The 17906-nt window shown below is 73.9% G+C and carries 9 protein-coding genes; all 9 read left to right on the forward strand.

Going from position 1 to position 17906, the window contains the following annotated elements; genetic code table 11:
* The first annotated feature begins 1155 nt into the window (after positions 1–1155).
* Positions 1156–5148, forward strand: coding sequence for a type VII secretion protein EccCa (gene eccCa, locus ACIGXM_RS28465; protein ID WP_396565760.1), 3993 nt, complete (start codon positions 1156–1158; stop codon positions 5146–5148).
* Positions 5145–6539, forward strand: coding sequence for a type VII secretion integral membrane protein EccD (gene eccD, locus ACIGXM_RS28470; protein ID WP_396565762.1), 1395 nt, complete (start codon positions 5145–5147; stop codon positions 6537–6539). Before eccCa ends, eccD begins: the two co-directional genes overlap by 4 nt.
* A 13-nt stretch (positions 6540–6552) precedes the next feature.
* Positions 6553–7893, forward strand: coding sequence for a type VII secretion protein EccB (gene eccB / locus ACIGXM_RS28475; RefSeq protein WP_396565764.1), 1341 nt, complete (start codon positions 6553–6555; stop codon positions 7891–7893).
* Complete coding sequence (locus ACIGXM_RS28480; RefSeq protein ID WP_396565766.1) at positions 7890–11180, forward strand: hypothetical protein; 3291 nt, start codon at positions 7890–7892, stop codon at positions 11178–11180. The genes eccB and ACIGXM_RS28480 overlap by 4 nt, the downstream gene beginning before the upstream one ends.
* Positions 11181–11280: 100 nt before the next feature.
* Positions 11281–14526 (forward strand): right-handed parallel beta-helix repeat-containing protein, encoded by a 3246-nt coding sequence (locus ACIGXM_RS28485; RefSeq protein WP_396565768.1) that lies wholly within the window; start codon positions 11281–11283, stop codon positions 14524–14526.
* A gap of 11 nt (positions 14527–14537) precedes the next feature.
* Positions 14538–14885, forward strand: a complete 348-nt coding sequence (locus tag ACIGXM_RS28490; protein ID WP_396565770.1) for a WXG100 family type VII secretion target — start codon at positions 14538–14540, stop codon at positions 14883–14885.
* A 40-nt stretch (positions 14886–14925) separates the two neighbouring features.
* On the forward strand, positions 14926–15213 hold the full coding sequence (locus ACIGXM_RS28495) for a WXG100 family type VII secretion target (protein WP_396565772.1): 288 nt from the start codon (positions 14926–14928) through the stop codon (positions 15211–15213).
* A gap of 6 nt (positions 15214–15219) precedes the next feature.
* Entirely contained in the window at positions 15220–15828 is a 609-nt protein-coding gene (locus tag ACIGXM_RS28500) for a hypothetical protein (RefSeq protein ID WP_396565774.1), read from the forward strand.
* 120 nt (positions 15829–15948) lie between these two features.
* On the forward strand, positions 15949–17906 hold a 1958-nt coding region (locus ACIGXM_RS28505; protein ID WP_396565776.1), incomplete at its 3' end, for a WXG100 family type VII secretion target.

Consider the following 17906-nt stretch of genomic DNA (forward strand, 5'->3'; position numbering starts at 1 on the left):
TGAACGCACATTGACGATGTCGGCCATGCCTCAATGTATCGAGCGGTCAGTCACCATCGGGCCCAAAGGGCGAACGTTGCCTGATGCGGCACTAGCGTCCGTCCTGCACCACGAATTGCGTGCCTGGGGTTACTGGGCCGGGGCCTCGTAGGCGACGGTCACGGAACGGACCAGCGCTCGGCGTGGGTGGCGACCTTCAAGGACCAGGAGGGATCGAGGACCCCCAGCCCGTGGGAGCCGGCGCCCGCGGAGCGAACCCGCGGACAGCCACCCCACCAGAACGAACCGGATTCATCGGACCAGCCGACCACTCCAGGCGGGCGCGCGCACGCGCAGAATCCAGGTCGGCAACCGTTCACCGCTGATCAATCGAGACTGAGACTTGGCGCCCGATCGCTCCTGCCGGCAGCCGCCCGACGGGTCGACCGGCAAAGGGCACCGTGTTCGTTTCGGTGTACGTGTCGACAAGACCGCATTTCCCCGAGATGGCGGGACGGCGACAATATACCCGGGCCCGATGGTCGGTATTGCGGGACTCCCGCAACCGCACGGTGACCGGGCCGTGCCCGGGACTCCGTATCTGGCGGCGACAATCCTGCATTCCGCCGTGGGAGTTCACCGCTCGACGCCTCATCCTCGCGGGGTCGGACGCTCGGCCCGGGACGCGTCCGCCCGCCCGGGAGGCGGGCCGGGCGGGCCGCAGACGACGGCCGCTGCCGCAGGTCGCAGCGCTGGCGGGCGGTGTGCACCCGGCAGCCACGAGCAGCCCGTCGCCACCATGGCCCGCCATCACGAGACCAACGCCCGTCACCGTCCCCCCTTTTTGGGAACAAACCGGACCGGCTGCCCGATCCGCCCTGCCCGCACAGCTGCCGGGCAGGGCCAAAGACTCCGAAATCTCCGAGTCCTGCCCGAGTGATGCCCGAGTCGCACTCGCCGCGATGACGGTGGAGTTCTCGAGCCCGACCTGACCTCAATCTTTTGAGCACCTGCCGAGGTTTCGTCAATTCACGTTCCCGCCGGGAAATGTCCGAACGGGCAAAAGTCGGGGGGAGTCACGGAGTTCCTGTCCGGATCGCGTTTACAGGGCCGGGTGAACCATTTAGAGTCCCTCATGCGATTGTCGTGCCAGTGCACGAAGGAAAGCGAACTCCCTTGAGCAACTTGCTGGTCAAGCGCGCGCCGCGCGCCGAACGTCCCGCCATGCCGGAGGGCGAGGTCGAACTCGCCGAGCCCCCGGTGCTCGGCGAGCCTGCCGGATTGGACTTCGGCTCCGCGCTGATGTACCTGCCGATGGGCTTGGGGACCGGTGCCATGGTGCTGATGTTCTCGACACGCGCCGCCGGTCCGTCCACCTACATGATGTCCGGGATGATGGGCGTCGCGATGGTGAGCATGACGCTCACTCAGCTCGGGCGCGCCGGTGGTGAGCGGCGGCGCCGGATGCGCGCCGAACGGCGGGACTACCTCCGCTACTTGGCGCAGAAGCGGCGGCAGGCCCAGACGGCGGCGAGCCAGCAGCGGGCCGCGCTGCTGTGGGACAACCCGGAGCCCGGCGAACTCTGGGCGCTGGCCCGCGGTCCCCGACTGTGGGAGCGGCGGCCGAGCCACGAGGACTTCGGGCGGATCCGGATCGGGCTCGGACTGCGGCGCGCCGCGCTGGAGTTCGTGCCGCCGCAGACCAAGCCGGTGGAGGACCTGGAGCCGCTTGCTGCGGTGTCGCTGCGGCGGTTCACCAAAGCGCACCAGACGGTCCCCCGACTCCCCGTCCCGCTGGCGCTGCAGCGGTTCACCAGCGTGGAGTTCGCCGGGGAGGGCGAGCCGGCGCTCGGTCTCCTGCGGGCCATGGTGGCCCAACTGGCGGTGCTGCACTCGCCCGACGAGCTGCGGATAGCGCTGCTGGCCGGCGAGGCGGGCCGCCGGGAGTGGGACTGGCTCAAGTGGCTGCCGCACAACGCGCACCCGACGCAGCAGGACGCGGCCGGCCCGCTCCGGCTGGCGGCCGGGGAACACGACGCCCTGCTGGAGCTGCTCGGCTCCGACGTCGCGGACCGGCCGGACCACGACCCGAACGCCTCTGCCAGCATCGCCGAGCCGTTCGTCGTGGTCGTCGCCCAGGGCGTGCGGCTACCGGAAACCTCCCGGCTGCTCCACGGCGGCCTGCGCAACCTGGTGCTGCTGGACGCCACCGGAGCCATGACCGGTGGACCCAAGGTGCTGAGGCTGAGCCTGCACGGCCGGCGGGTGGAGTTCCCCTCCGGTACGGACACGGTGGCCGCGACCGCGGACACGCTGTTGCCAGCCGAGGCCGAGACCCTGGCCCGGGTGCTCGCGCCCAGGCGCACCGGTGGCGCCGTCGACCTGGTCGACCGCCCGCTGGAGCAGGACCTGGAGCTGACCACCCTGCTCGGCATCCGGGACCCGTACCGCTTCGACGTGCCCACGCTCTGGGGGCCGCGGCAGGCGCAGGCCGCCCGGCTGCGGGTGCCGCTCGGGGTGACCGAGGACGGCGAGGTCGTCGAGCTCGACCTCAAGGAGTCCGCGCAGGGCGGCATGGGTCCGCACGGCCTGCTGATCGGCGCCACCGGCTCCGGCAAGAGCGAGCTGCTGCGCACCCTGGTGCTGGGCCTGGTCGCCACCCACTCCTCCGAGGTGCTCAACCTGGTCCTGGTGGACTTCAAGGGCGGCGCCACCTTCCTGGGCATGGACCGGCTGCCGCACACCTCCGCCGTCATCACCAACCTCGCCGACGAGATCCACCTGGTCGACCGGATGCGGGACTCCATCAACGGCGAGATGATCCGCCGTCAGGAACTGCTGCGGAACTCCGGCCACTCCTCGCTCTTCGAGTACGAGAAGGCGCGCGGCGCCGGGGCCGGCCTCGCCCCGCTGCCCTCACTGCTGATCATCGTTGACGAGTTCTCGGAACTCCTCTCCAGCAAGCCCGAGTTCATCGACCTCTTCGTCTCCATCGGGCGCCTCGGGCGCAGCCTCGGCGTGCACCTGCTGCTCGCCTCGCAGCGGCTGGACGAGAGCCGCATCCACAAGGTGGAGGGCCATCTCTCCTACCGCCTGGCGCTGCGCACCTTCTCCTCGATGGAGTCCCGCAGCGTGATCGGCGTCGCCAGCGCGTACGAGCTGCCGTCGGCGCCCGGCCACGGCTACCTCAAGGTGGACACCACCAATCTGGTCCGGTTCAAGGCGGCGTACGTCTCCGGTCCGGCGCCGGAACCGGTGGGACCGGGCCAGGAGTCGGCGCAGCAGGCCAAGGCGCGCGACGAGGTGACGCCGTTCGGCCTCGACCAGCAGGGTCCGCTGCTCAGCGAGCCGTCGGAGCCGCCCGAGGAGCTCCGGCCGCCCGGTCCGCGGCCCGCCGCGCGGGCGCATGAAGCGGGTGCGACGGGCGAGTCGCCCGGCACCGAGAGCCTGCTGGAGGTACTGGTCGGCCGCCTGGAGGAGAGCGGCCCGCCCGCCCGCCAGGTCTGGCTGCCGCCGCTCACCGAACCGCCCAGTCTGGACCAGCTGTTGCCGGGCATCGTGCCGGACCCGGTGCGCGGCATGAGCGCGGCGGACCACCCGGGGGTGGGCCGGTTCACCGTCCCGCTCGGCACCGTGGACCGGCCGTTCGAACAGTCCCGCGAGTTGCTGGTGGCCGACCTGTCCGGTGCGGACGGCCACCTGGGCCTGGTCGGTGCGCCGCAGACCGGCAAGTCCGCCCTGCTGCGCACCCTGGTCCTGGCGCTTGCGCTCACCCACACCCCGGAAGAAGTCCAGTTCTACTGCCTGGACTTCGGCGGCGGCGGCCTGGTCTCCATCGCCGGGCTGCCGCACGTCGGTTCGGTCGCCACCCGGCTGGAGCGTGACCGGGTGCTGCGCACCGTCGCCGAACTCACCCAGCTGCTGGAACGCAGGGAACGGGAGTTCACCGAACGCGGCCTGGAGTCCATGGACGCCTACCGGCGGCTGCGCGCGCTGCGCCAGGTGGACGACCCGTACGGCGACGTCTTCCTGGTGGTGGACGGCTGGTTCACCCTGCGCCAGGACTTCGACGACCTGGAGCCACGGGTGATGGAACTCGCGGTGCGCGGCCTGTCCTTCGGCATCCATGTGGTCGCCTCGGCGGTGCGCTGGTCGGAGATCCGGCCGCGGCTGCGCGACATGCTGGGCACCAAGTTCGAACTGCGGCTCGGTGACGCGCTGGAGTCAGAGGTGGGCACCCGGCTCGCCGCGGCCGTACCGCACCAGCCGGGCCGGGGCCTGACGCCGTCCGGCTACCACTTCCTGGCCGCGCTGCCCCGGCTGGACAGCTCCTCGGTGACCGCCGACCTCACCCAGGCGACCAAGGCCGCGGTCGCGGAGATCGGCACCTTCTGGAGCGGCCCGTCGGCGACCGGGGTGCGGTTGCTGCCCAGCCGGCTGCCGGTCGAGCAACTCCCGTCCGCCGAAGGGGATCTGCGCATCTGCCTGGGGCTGGACGAGCAGCGGCTGGAGCCCGTCTGGCACGACTTCTCGACGAACGGGCACCTGATGGTCCTCGGAGACGGCGAGAGCGGCAAGACCAACGCCCTGCGGCTGGCGATCCGGGCCGTCACCAGCCGGTACACCCCCGAGCAGGCGCGGATCGCGATCGCCGACCCCGGACGCGGGCTGCTCGCCATGGTCCCCGAGGAGTACCGGGTCGGCTACGTGGTGGACCGGGACTCACTCGGGCTCCTCGCCAAGAACACGGCCGTCTCGCTCGGCAAGCGCGTCCCCGGGCCCGACATCACCCCCGAGCGGCTCGCCCGGCGCGACTGGTGGAGCGGACCGTTGCTCTTCCTCGTCATCGACGACTACGACCTGCTCGCCGCCTCCACCGGCCAGCCCGCGCCGCTGGCCCCGCTGGTGTCGCTGCTGTCGCACGGCCCCGCCATCGGCATGCACGTGGTGGTCGCGCGCAGCACCTCCGGCGCCATGCGCGCCATGATGGACCCGGTGCTGCGCCACCTGTGGGAGCTCGGCAACCCGGCCCTGCTGTTCTCCTACCCCAAGGAGGAGGGCAAGTTCCTCGGCGAGGCGAAACCGCGCACGCTGCCCGCCGGACGCGCCCAACTCGTCACCCGCCGGTCCGTCCGGCTCGTCCAGACCGGATTGGTAGCCACCCCGTGAGCCCCGCACCCCGCACCGCCGCCCTCCGCGAACCGCTCGCCGTCCCCGAGGTGTGCCGGATCACCGTGGACGCTCCGGCCGGCCGGAGCGATCTCGCGATCCCCGTCACGCTGACCGTCTCCGCCCTGCAGGCCGTCCTGCTGGACGCCCTGCCCGAGCTCTCCTCGGAGCCGGGCGCCGCGTGGGTGCTGCAACGGTTCGGGCAGGATCCGCTCGATCCGGCCGGCACACCGCAGAGCCTGGGCCTGCGCGACGGCGACGTGCTCCACCTGCGTCCCGCCGAAGCGGCGCTGCCTGCGCTGCAGTTCGACGATCTCGCCGACGGCGTGGCGCACGTGGTCGCCGGGCAGTCCGGCCGCTGGCAGCCGCGCTCCACCCGGCGCCTGGCGCTCGCCCTGGCCGCACTGGCGCTGCTCGCCCTGGCGGCGGCCCTGCTCGGCAACGGGCCGGGCAGGCTCACCGCGGCCTGCGCGGGCGTCATCGCGGTGGCGCTGGCCGGGGGCAGCGCGGTGGTCCGGCGGCTGCTTGCGGACCGCGCCGCCGCCATGCTCGCCGGCGGCGCCTGCTTGCTCTTCGGCGCGCTCACCGGGCTGACGTCAGGCGGCCACCTCGCGGACGCGCGCGGCGTGCTGATCGCCGCGGGATGCGTGACCGTGCTGTCCGCCGTGCTGCTGAGCGTGCGGGTCCTGCCGGTCGCCGCCTCCAGCACCGCACTGCTCGCCGCGCTCGCCGCGGCGGCCGCGGCGGCACTCGTCGAGCTGGCGCACTGGAGCGTCGGGCAGGCGGCCGGCATCACGGCCGGGGCGATGTTCGTGCTCGGCCACTTCGGCCCGCGCCTGGCGCTGCGGGCGGCCCGGCTGCGGGCCCCGCAACTGCCGCACAACGCGGAGGAGTTGCAGGAGGACATCGAGCCGGAGCCGCAGCAGCGCATCGAGCGGCGGGTGGCCACCGCGACCGCCTGCCTCGACGGCCTCGGCCTGGCGGGCGCCCTGGTCCACGCGGCTGGCTTCTGGTACCTGGCCCACCAACCCGGGTGGACCGGCTGGCTGGTGCCGCTGGTCTTCAGCGCCGCGGTGCTGCTGCGCGCCCGGGGCCTGACCGGCACGCTGCAGCGCGTGCCGGCGGTGCTGGCCGGAGCCGCCGGGCTGGTCGTGCTGCTCCTGGTGCGCGTGGCTGCCGCCGGGGCCGGGCCGCGACTGGCCGTGCTCGCGCTGCTGCTCACCTGCGCCGCGCTGCTACTGGTGGCCGCCCGGCGGCTGCCGAGTAGCCGCCCGCTGCCGATCTGGGGGCACATCGGCGACATCCTCGAACTCCTCGCCTCGCTGGCCCTGTTCCCGCTGCTCCTGCAAACCGTCCATCTCTACGCGGCCGTCCGGGCGCTGTTCAGCTGAGAGGACGACACCAGTGCAGACCCGACGCGACCACGTCCAGGCCTACCAGTTCGCCATGGGCAGGTTGGCCACGGCCCTGGTCAGCGGCGACCCCGGGCGTGGCGAGAGCCCGACCGGGCGCGCCGCACTCGGCACCTTCCTCGGGGCCGGGATCACCGCCCTGCTGTGCACCGGGTTCGGCGTGTACGGGCTGATCTCCCCCCTCCCGTCGACCGGTTGGCGGACGCCCGGCTCGATCGTCCTGGAGCAGCAGACCGGCAACCGCTACCTCTACGCCAACGGCGAGCTGCACCCGGTGCGCAACCAGGCCTCCGCACTGCTCCTCGCCGGCGCGGGCACCACGATGCAGACGGCTGGCCGCGCCTCGCTGGCCGGCACCCCGCACGGCGCCCCCGTCGGCATCCCCGACGCGCCGGACACCGTGCCCACGGCCCGGGCCCTGCTGTCCGGCGGCTGGACGCGCTGCCTGCGACCCGACCTGTCGACCGGCGAGAGCGTGGACTTCGCGCCCCAGGGGCACACCGCGCCCGTGCCGGCCGGCCGCCAGGCCCTGCTCGCCGGCCCCGACGGCAAGCGCTACCTGCTGTTCGGGGGCACCCGCTACCCGGTGCCCTCCGACGGCACGCTGATCGCCCTCGGCCTCGACGGCGACCAGGCGACACCGGCACCGCAGAGCTGGCTCGCCGCCCTGCCGGAGGGCGTGCCGCTCGCCGCCACGACCATCGCCGGGGCGGGCACCGCGGCCGGGCAGGTGGCCGGCGCCGCGGTCACCGTGGGCCAGTTGTTCACCACCACCACGGGCGGCACCGACCACCACTACGTGATGCTGTCCGACGGCATCGCCCCGGTCAGCGCCAGCGAGTCCGCGCTGCTCGCCGCGGCCCCCGGCGCACCGGCCGTCCGCCAGGTGAGCGCGACGGACATGGCCGGCGCGCCGCTGTCCACCGCGCCCTCGCCGACCGGCAAGCTGCCCGACGTGCGCAACGCGCCCCCGGTCACGGCCGCCGGCCAGGCCCTCTGCCTGGCGCAGTCGTCCGACGCCACGGGCGTCACCACCCGTGTCGTCCTCGAGGGCGGCGCCGCGGCCACCGGCGCCCGTGCCGTCCTCCTGCCGGCCGACGGCGGCGTCTACGCCGTGGACCAGTCCCAGCTCGCGGCCCAGGCCCCCGACCCGCGGACCTATCTGATCGACGACCAGGGCACGGCCTACCCGCTCGGCGACGGCCAGGCCGCCACTCAGCTCGGCCTGGCCGGCCAGGCCAGGACGCCCCTGCCCACGGAACTGCTCGCCGAACTCCCGCAGGGCCCGGTGCTGGGCGTCGCCGCCGCCCGCGCGACGCTGGGGGGTCGGTGACCGTGCGGCTCAAGACCAGATCCGCCGCCCCGGGGCTGCAGTGCCGGGCCGCCGGGCACGCCCTGCTCGTCCACCCCAAGGGCCGACCGGACCCCCAGGCAGTGGAGTTCACGGCCCGGCTGGCACCGGACCCGCAGCACACCCCGGTCGTCCTGGACCTGCCCCGCGGCGCGCTGGACACCGCCTGGGAGCCGGTGGCCCGGCTGCTCGCCGACCGGCCCGGCAGCCTGCGGCTGGTCTTCGGGCGCGCCACCGCGGCGGAGGCCCGGCGGGCGGGGCAGCGGATCGCCGACCACCTGGACCGGGTCGTCCTGGTACCCGACGGCGAGCCGGTGCCCACCGCGGGCGGCGGCCTGTTCGTCCCGATCGACCACGGCGCCGGCTGGCTCCAGCTGCGCCCGGGGCGCCTCGCGCAGCCGGAGTCCCACCGCTACCCCCGGCCGCTGTGGGAGTTCTCCACTCTCGACCGGCCGTGGGCCACCAGCCCGTACGGCATGGTCGAGTCGGTGCCCTGCGGCGTCTGGCTGCGCGGCGCACGGCCGACCGGGCTGCTCGACGGGTGGCGCAGGCTGGTGGAGACCCTGCCCGCCGACCCGCACGTGCTGACCGTGGTCCTCGGCAGCCCGGGCGGCCCCGCCGTCCCGCTGGCCGACGCGATCGGGCTGTGGGACACCCTGCTGCCGTCGGTGCGCCGCCAGGTGCGGTTCGTCCCGTACGGACCGGTCGCGCTGCCCCCCGGGGCCGGCGCGCTCGGCCAGGAGCTGGCGGACGCCTTCGGGCAGCACGTGGTGGTGTGCGCGGGCCTGCCGGTGCTGCCGGCCGCGCACGACGCCCCGCCGCACGTGCGCGGCCTGCTCGCCGACGGCTCGCCCGGCTGGCAGCCGCACGCTGCCCGGTACCGCTACTCGCCACGCCCCCAGACACTCTTCGAAGCACCGCCGCCGGAACTGCTCGGGGTGCGCGCACCGCTGCCAGCCCTTCCCCAAGTTGGCACTGGAGTATGGGAGTTCGCCGCAGGAGCGGTACTGGAGATCGTGCAGAGCGGGCTCTGGCTCCGTCCGGCGCTGGAGCCCGGCGACGGCGACGACGTCCGCCGGCTGCCCGCCCCACAGGGTTACGCCGCACTGCTGTACGACCGCAGCGAGCCGGCGACCGCCGAGCGGATGCACGCCTTCGCCCAGGACCTGCTGTGGCTGCTGCCGCCCGAGGCGCGCGACGCCTACCGGATCGCGCCCGCCGACACCCCCGGCATCGCCGCACCGGCCGACCACGCCGGCATGTGGTCTCTCGGCGAGCCGGTGGCGGTGGAGGACGGCGCACGGCCGGGCACGGCCGCCCGGACGGCTCCGCGCCGCCCCGCGCACCTCGCGTTCTGGACGGCGGCCGCCTCCGGCGTGACCGACGAGCCCGTAGCGGCCGACCTCCCCGTAGCCGCCGGCACCCCCGCGGCGGGCCCCGCCCCCGCCGAGCCCCGAGCGCGCTGGCGGGCGAGCGCCCGGCCCGCCGGGGGCACGGCCGACGACCTCGGGGCGGCCGACGCACCCGTCACCCGGGCCACGACCCCGCCGGCCGCCGTGGCCGACCCGCACGGCGCCGGGCCGACGCGCCCGCCCCACCGTGCCCGGACGGAATCCGGTCGCGCCATGGGGCCGTCCCGCCCGTCCGAGAGCCTGCTGACCTCTACCGGGCCGGCCCTCGGCACGTCCGGCGCAGGGGCTGCGGCCGCCGCGTCCGCGCGGTTGTCGAGCGCGCCGCCCACCGGACCGGACACGTCACCGTCGGCCGCTGCTGCAGCCGCCGAGTGGACGGAACCCGGGCACCGGGACGCCCAGGCACCGACCGGCCCCTTCGGCACCCGCGCCACGGGCACACCCGGCCCCGACTCCGGCTCCAGGCCGGGCCCGGCAGACGGGCGAACTCCCGGCACGCCCACCGGGGACGAGCCACTGGCACCCCCGACCACGCAGGCCGCACCGCCCACCGGGCCCGGACGCCCCGACACCGAGTCCGGCACGGTCCTACCGGGCAGCCCGCGCGAGAACGACGCCGCACCAGGCCCCGCGCTCGGCGACGGCCCGTCACCGGACCAGGCCGAGCCGACCACGAGCCCGCAGCCCGGACCGGCTTCACGGCCCGAGCCGCCCTCGCCCTCCCCGCTCGCGCCGCCCGCTCCTCCCACGGGCGAGGCGGCCCCGTGCCAGGACCCGCCGGCACCCCGGACCTCCCCTTCCGACCCGGCTCAACCCGACCACACGCCCCCGGCACCGCCCGCCGACGCACCGGCCACGCCCCCCGCCCCCCGGCAGGACCCGCCGCCACCGCCGGCCGCCACCGCGCCCGCCCCACCGACCGCCCGTCCCGCGGGCATCGCCGGGATCCGGCTGGAGTCGGTCGCACCGCCGGTGCTGACCGCCGCCGCGCCGCCCGGCGTGGCGGACTCCGCCTCGCCCGCGGCACCGGTACCCGCTCCGGCGGCGCCGTCCGGGGTCCGGATGCAGCCGGTGCCCAGGGCCGGCGCGAGCGCCGTACCGCAGGAGCGCGGGATGGACCAGGAACGGGAGTGGGTGCGGCGCACCTTCGCCCGGCAGTTCAACGCGGCCTCCGGCACGGTCTCCCGGCTGCTGTCCGAATCCCCCGGCCTGCGCGGCACCACCCGGACCGAGGAGAGCGACGCGTTCACCGATCTGGTGGCCCTGCGGCTCTACCTCTCCGGCGACGGCGCGGCGCTCGACGCGGCCGTCCGGACGGCGACCGTCGGACCGCACGTGCCGCTGGCCCGCTGTGTGGCGGCGGGCCTTCGACGACTGCCGTCCCATCGGGGTGCCTCGCTGCTGCGCTCGGCGCTGCACCCCTCCGAACGGGCCTGGTACCGCGAGAACGACGTGCTGACCGAGTGGGCCTTCTGCACCGCGTGGGCCCGCGCGGCGGAGCCGGCGAACGGCACGAGCGACTTCCTGATCTGGTCGCTGACGGCCCGGCGCACCGCCCTGGTCGACCCGGCCGCCCCCGAGCGGGTGGTCTTCCTGCCCGGGACGAGGTTCCGGGTGCTGGGCACCGACGACCACGACCGACTGCTGCTGCGAGAGCTCTCCGCGTCGGAGAGCGCCGAGGACGGGAAGGCACGCGTGCCGCTCGACGAGATCGCCCTGGAAGGCCTGGCCCAAGCCGCCGACGGCCTGGACACCGACACCCCCGCGAGGGCCGGGGACGCCGGGCGGACCCCGCCGCCGCTCGCTGCCGCGCCGGGCCTGCTTCCCCGGGCGGCGCGGAAGGCGGCAGCCGAATGAGCGAGCGGTGGGGGTCCCCCCGGCCGGAGGCTGCGGGAGAGCTCGTCATCAAGAAGGTGCGGGTGCGCGAAGCGCCCGCCGAGCTCTGCGAGATGGGTGCATGAGCCAGCTGCTGCTCGTCTCCCGGGAACGGGCGGGCGCCTATCCCACCATCGGCGCGGCGCTGGCCGACGCGGCCGAGGGCGCCCTGATCACCGTGGCCGCGGGCCGGTACGAGGAGGCGCTCACCATCACCAAACCGGTGACGCTGGCCGCCGAGGACGGCGACGGCCCGGTGCTGCTGCACTCGGCCGCCGGGAGCACCGTGGTGTTGGACGCCGAGGCGGTGCGCCTGTCCGGTCTCCAGCTCTCCGGCGCCGACGGCGAGGCGCCGGTGCTGGACGTGCGGCGCGGCCAGGCAGCGCTGGACGGCTGCCGGCTCTCCGGCGAGGCCTGGGCCGCGGTACTGGCCTGGCACGACGGAGTGCTGGCACTGCGCGACTGCCGGGTCTCCAACACCCGGGGCGCCGGCATCGTGGTGACCTCCCCCGGCGGCAACCTGGTGGAGCAGTGCGTGATCGCCGACGTCGCCTCCTCCGCGTTCGTCGTCGCCGAACAGGGCGAACTGACCATCCGCGACTGCTCCTTGGAGCGGCCACGCGGCAACGGCATCTGCGTCAACGGACGCGGCGCGGTGGTGGTCGAGGGCGGGCGGATCGACGGCAGCGGCAAGCCGGCGGTCGCCGTCGAACAGGACGGCCAGGCACGACTGAACGGTCTCGCCATCACCGGCAGTTCGATGCTGGACGCCTATCTGACCAGCCACGGCGAGACCGTCCTGACCGACTGCTCGTTCACCGGATCGCGGGGCACCTCGGTGCACGTCGGCGGCGGGGCCCGACCCGTGCTGCGCGGCTGTGCCATCGGTCCGGCCACCGGCGGCGGGGTGCAGGTGGCCGAGGGCTCCCGGCCGCGCCTGGAGGGCTGCCGGATCGCCGAGGCGCAGGTCGGCCTACTGGTGGAGGGCGACTCCGAGGCGGTCTGCGAGGGGACCTCCTTCACCGGAACGGCCACCGCCGCGGTGAGCCTGGCGGGCGCGAGCCGGCTGTCGGCGCGCGAGACGGAGATCGAGATCGCCCGCGGCTGCGGGATCGCGCTGGGCGAGGGCACGACCGCCGAGCTCGTCGGGGTGCGAGTGCTCGCCACCGGCGGGGACGCGACCCTGACGCTGGCCGGCGGCGCCCGCGCCGAGCTGGTCTCCTCCCTGCTGCGCGGCTGCCCCGCACTGGTCGGCGATGGCTGCGAACTGACCGCCAGGGAAAGCGAGTTCACCGGCTCTGGCGGCGACGGCATCCGGGTCTCGGAGGGCGGCTCGCTCACCGCCGTCGGCTGCCGGGTCACCGGCGCCCGGCGCCATGGTGTGCACCTGCACCCGTCCTCCCGCGCCGAGTTGAGCAACTGCGCGCTCTGCGACAACAACGGCGACGGAGTGCGCTCCGCCACCGACGGGCCGGTGCGGATCCACGACTGCGAGATCCGGGGCAACGGCGGGGCGGCCGTCGGCCGGGCCCAGGGGGCCGGGCAGCCGGAGGTCGTCCGGCTGGACACCGACGGCGACCGGCCGAATGCCACCGGTGCGAGCGAGGCGGCCAACAGCCTGCCGTCCGGCCCGGTGCCCGACCCGGCTCAGGCCGGCGGCCCGGACACCGGGCCGCTGGCCGACCTGGACGCCCTGGTCGGACTGGAGAGTGTCAAGCGCGAGGTCACCGGCCTGATCAACCTCAACAAGCTGGCCCAGCGCCGGCAGGGGATGGGCCTGCCGATGCCGCCGATGAGCCGCCACCTGGTCTTCGCGGGCCCTCCGGGCACCGGCAAGACCACCGTGGCCCGGCTGTACGGGGCGGTGCTTGCCGAGCTGGGCATCCTGAGCCAGGGCCACATCGTGGAGGTGGCCCGGGCCGACCTCGTCGCGCAGATCATCGGCGGCACCGCGATCAAGACCACCGAGGTCTTCAAGAAGGCGCTCGGCGGCGTGCTCTTCATCGACGAGGCCTACACCCTGACCAACCAGTCCAAGGGCAGCGGACCGGACTTCGGCCAGGAGGCGGTCGAGACGCTGATGAAGCTGATGGAGGACCACCGCGACGAGATCGTGGTCATCGTCGCCGGCTACTCCGCCCAGATGGACCAGTTCCTCGCCTCCAACCCCGGCATGGCCTCGCGCTTCGCCCGCACCGTCGAGTTCCCCAACTACAGCCCGGCGGAACTGGTCACCATCGTCCAGGGCCTGTGCGACAAGCACTACTACGAGCCCGACGGGGACGCGCTGGCCGCACTGCACCGCTACTTCGACGACGTGCCGAAGAGTGCCACCTTCGGCAACGGACGGGTCGCCCGGCAGGTCTTCGAAGAGATGATCAACCACCAGGCCTCCCGGCTCGCCACGGAACCACCGGACAACGACCGTGAATTGTCCCGGCTGACCGCCGCGGACGTGCTCACCGTTCCCGCCGGACAGGCCGCGCCGGCCAGCACCGAGCCGCCGCCCTCCGGAGGCGGGGCCGAGGGGCCCTGGCTGCGCCGCCTCGAAGCGATGACCGGCATCGAGGCGGCCCGCGGCGCACTGCGCGAGCGGCTACTGCTGATGGCGGAGGCCCGGCGGACGGGCCGGCCGGTCGGCGGGCCGGCACACCTGGTCATCGAGGGCGCGCCGGGCAGCGGGCGCCGGGCCCTTGCCCGGGAGTACGGCCGCTGCCTTGTCGAACTCGGAATGATATCAACCGGTTTGACGGTACACTTGCCACTGTCGGACGTGCCCGCTCGCTGGCCGGAACAGCCGCTCCTGCGACTGACCGCCGCCATGGCCGAGGCCTCGGGCGGGCTACTGGTCGCAGACGCGGACGCGGCCTTCGCGCAGCGCCGCCCGGAGGAGTGCGGCGCGGTCCTCGACGCGCTGGCCGCCGTCGCCCGGAACGCCGAAGGCACCGTGCTGGTCCTGTCCGGAACCAGCCCGCACCTGATGGGGGCCCTGCGCCAACGGACCAGTCTGGCCCGGGCTTTCGCGCAGCACGTCGAACTCGCCTACTACACGGCCGAGCAGGCCACGGAGCTGATTAACCGTCAACTGCGCTCCTACGGGATGCAGCTGGACGAGGCGGCGGCGGCCGCGCTGACCGCCGCCCTCGCCGAGCAGCCCGCGCAGTGCACCGCGTACGCGGCGCACCGGCTGGCCGAGCGGATCGCCGCCACCGCGAGCGCCCGCACGGTCACCCTGGACGACCTCACACGTCCTCCGGCGGGCACCGGCACCCGCCCCGAGGCCGAACAACCCCCGCAGCCGGAACCCGCACTGAGCGGACACTCCTGAAAGGAAGCACCATGGCAGAGCAGCTGACCCAGGTCGAGCTGGCGGGCATGACCGCCGCCCAGCACACGTTCCAGAACGCCCTGGACCACGCCAGCACCTCCTACGCCCAGGTGGAGGGCCAGATCGAGGCCCTGAGCGCCAGCTGGACGGGCCAGGCCGCCAACATCTACCAGCAGGCCATGCAGGAGTGGCTTGCGGACTTCCGGACGGTGAACCAGGCGCTGACCACCATGCTGGAAAAGCTCGGCTCCCACACCAACATCTACGCCAACACGCACCAGGACACCGAGCAGGTGGCCAGCCAGGTCGCGCAGCAGATCAGCGCGGGCGGCACCGGCCTGGCCGGTTTCCCGGTCTGACCCCGCCGCCCGACCATCACCCCCAGAGGAGCGAATCACCATGACCACGTACAGCGTCCAGATGGCCGAGGTCAACACCATCGTCGACGAGATGGCCTCCATCACCCGGCAGATCCAGCAGATGGTGGCCGACCTCGACAGCCAGTCCACGATCAACCTGCAGGAGTGGACCGCCGACTCGAAGGACCTCTACACCCAGGTCCGTGCGCAGTGGGACAACGCCGCGACCGACATGACCGACAAGGCCAACATGGCGGTCCAAATGCTGGGCACCATCAACGAGTACTACTACAACGGCGAGCGCGCTGGCTCCCAGCTCTGGGTGTGACCGGCGATGCCCGGCGGCACCCCGATGCCCAAACCCGGCGTGCAGTCGCAGTCGCCGTCGCACAAGCCCCAGCAGTACGGCGGCGGCACCACGGTCACGGCGGGGCAGGGCAACTACAGCAGTCCGAACACGTTCACCCCGCCCCCCGTGCCGGCGGGGTCGGGGAACTCGTCGGGCGGCACCTCGGTGAACACGCCGTCGCTTGACCTGTTCGCCGACAACATCGACAGGCTCATCGACCCGGTGAACCAGGCGAAGGCCGCTCTCCATCCGATCAGCGTGCAGCCGGGCAACTTCTACCACGCCTACAAGATCCGGCTCGGGGTCAACGGCCTCGACGCGGACGACGGTCTGAAGAAGCAGTGCATCGATGCGCTGAGCGACCTCGGAAAGGCGCTGGGAGACCTGCGGGACGGCATACGGACGTTGAGCGGTCAGTACAAGAGCATCGAGGATGCCAACTCGATGACCGCCAAGGACCTCAACGACGCGATGAGCAGCCCCAACTCCGATTTCAACACGCTCATCCACGACGCCGGCGGCGATCCCGCCGTGGGCACGGGCGGCAGCCAGAGCAGCGGCAGCCAGAGCGGCGGCAGCCAAGGCGGCGGTTAGAACAACGGCAACACCAGCGGTAACAGTAAGAGCAGCTGAAGGGCGTGGCAGCCCGCCGCCGTCCTCCCGACCGCCTCGGGAACGGCGGCGGGCGGCCCGGTGGACTGGCCAGGAGGAGTCATGGGCGGCAAGGACAGCGGTAGTGACAACAGCACGGGCAGCAGCGACCCCAATGTCGTCACGGACCCCGACGGCACCCTCCACGGCAACCCCGACAGTGGCAGCTTCCACATCTACGACTACGACAGCTGGGACTGGAAGCACATCGAGCTCGCCATCCTCGGCCTGGCCAACGGTGTCGACGACGCCCGCAACGAGGACATGGCCAAGGCAGTGTCCGACCCGCAGAGCCTCCAGGACGCGGCCGACGCCTTCTACCAGGTGCAGCAGGTGTTCACCGGCGTCTCCCAGGCTCTGGCCGACCAGGGCAACGCGTTGGCGGGCAAGGACGGCGTCTGGAAGGGTGACGCCGCGGACTCCTTCCTGGACATGATCAAGTTGTTCTCGAAACAGGTGGTCGCGGTGGCCGACGTGATCTCAGGCCACGGCACCAGTTCGGATTCCGTCCCGCAACAGCTCGCCGACAACGCGGTCAACCTGACCAACGCGCGGAACAAGATCTCGGAGATCGACAACTGGTACGCCAACCAGGCGCAGGCCATGGGCATCCAGCCGATGTCCAACGGCCTGTATCCCATCAGCAAGTCGCCCCAGCTGGTCGAGTGGATCAGCCGCGACATGCGGGCCGTGCTGAAGAGCCTCGCGAACGACTACCAGGTCACCGTCGACTCCATCACGTCGCCACCACCCGTCACCTCGCCGCTCGGGGGCGGGGGTGGGGGCAGCGGGCTGCCCCAGCCCAAGCCCAGCGACCTGCCCCAGCCCAAGCCCAGCGACCTGCCCCAGCCCAAGCTCACCGACAGCACCAATCCTCCCGGCACGCAGCTCGGCCTGGATCCGTTCCCGACTCCGAAGCCTGGCACGGGCGGCCCCAACGATCTCACGAATGGCGCCCACACCGTCACGGAGCCCGCCCCCTTCGGCGGCGGCACCGGCGTCGGCGGCACCGGCACCATCGGCGGTGCAGTCCCGCCCGACCTCGTCGCCGCCCACGCGGGCGACTTCAACCCGCTCGACACCGGCAACGCCCTCCACGACAGCCTCAACCCCTTCGACGGCGGGACGAACACCGGTGGCACCGGCTCGCTCACCCCGCCGTCGCACTTCGCCCTCAGCGCCGCCCCCTTCGACGGCGGGATGAACACTGGTGGCACCGGCTCGCTCACCCCGCCGTCGCACTTCGCCCTCAGCGCCGCCCCCTTCGACGGCGGGATGAACACTGGTGGCACCGGCTCGCTCGACCCGGCGTCGCTCTCTTCCCCAGGCGCCGCCCCCTTCGGCGACGGGACCGGCACCGACGGCACCGGCAAGCTCGGCGCCGATGCCCCCCTGCCCGGCTTCGGCACCGGCTCCCTCGGCAGTCCCGTGCCCCTGCCCACCACCTTCGGCGGCGGCACCGGCGTCGGCGGCACCGGGAAGCTGGGCAGCGGTGCGGGTCTCGGGACGGCCGAGCCGGACACCTGGGCGAGCAGCCCCGCCGTCGAGCCGTTCAGCGGAGGCCTCGGCGTCGGCGGCACCGGGAAGCTGGGCAGCGGCCTGCCCAGCGGCTCGGCCGCCGCCTTCCCGGGAGGTCTCTCCACCTCCTCCGGGCTGCCCGGAGGGCTCAGCTCGCCGCCGCTGGGGACCGGCCTGCCGATCACCGGCGAGGCCGGTGCGGAGTTCCCGGGGAGCCTGGGCACAGGCGTCCAGGGCGCGGGCATGCCCTACCTGCCGGGCACGGGCGGCGGCACCGCCGCCCAGACACCCACCCCGGGCGGCGAACGCAGCGACGCCTCCGGCCTGCTCGGCAACGACGCCAAACCCTGGACCGGATCCACCGACGTCGGCGACGACATGGCCACCCACCTCGGCACCGCCGAAGGCGGCGAGGGACTCACCCTCCCCACCGAGACCACCGCCCCCGGCGCGGGCATGCCCCACCTGCCGGGCACGGGCGGCGGCACCGCCGCCCAGACACC

The organism is Kitasatospora sp. NPDC052896, from assembly GCF_044547075.1.
Taxonomy (GTDB): Bacteria; Actinomycetota; Actinomycetes; order Streptomycetales; family Streptomycetaceae; genus Kitasatospora.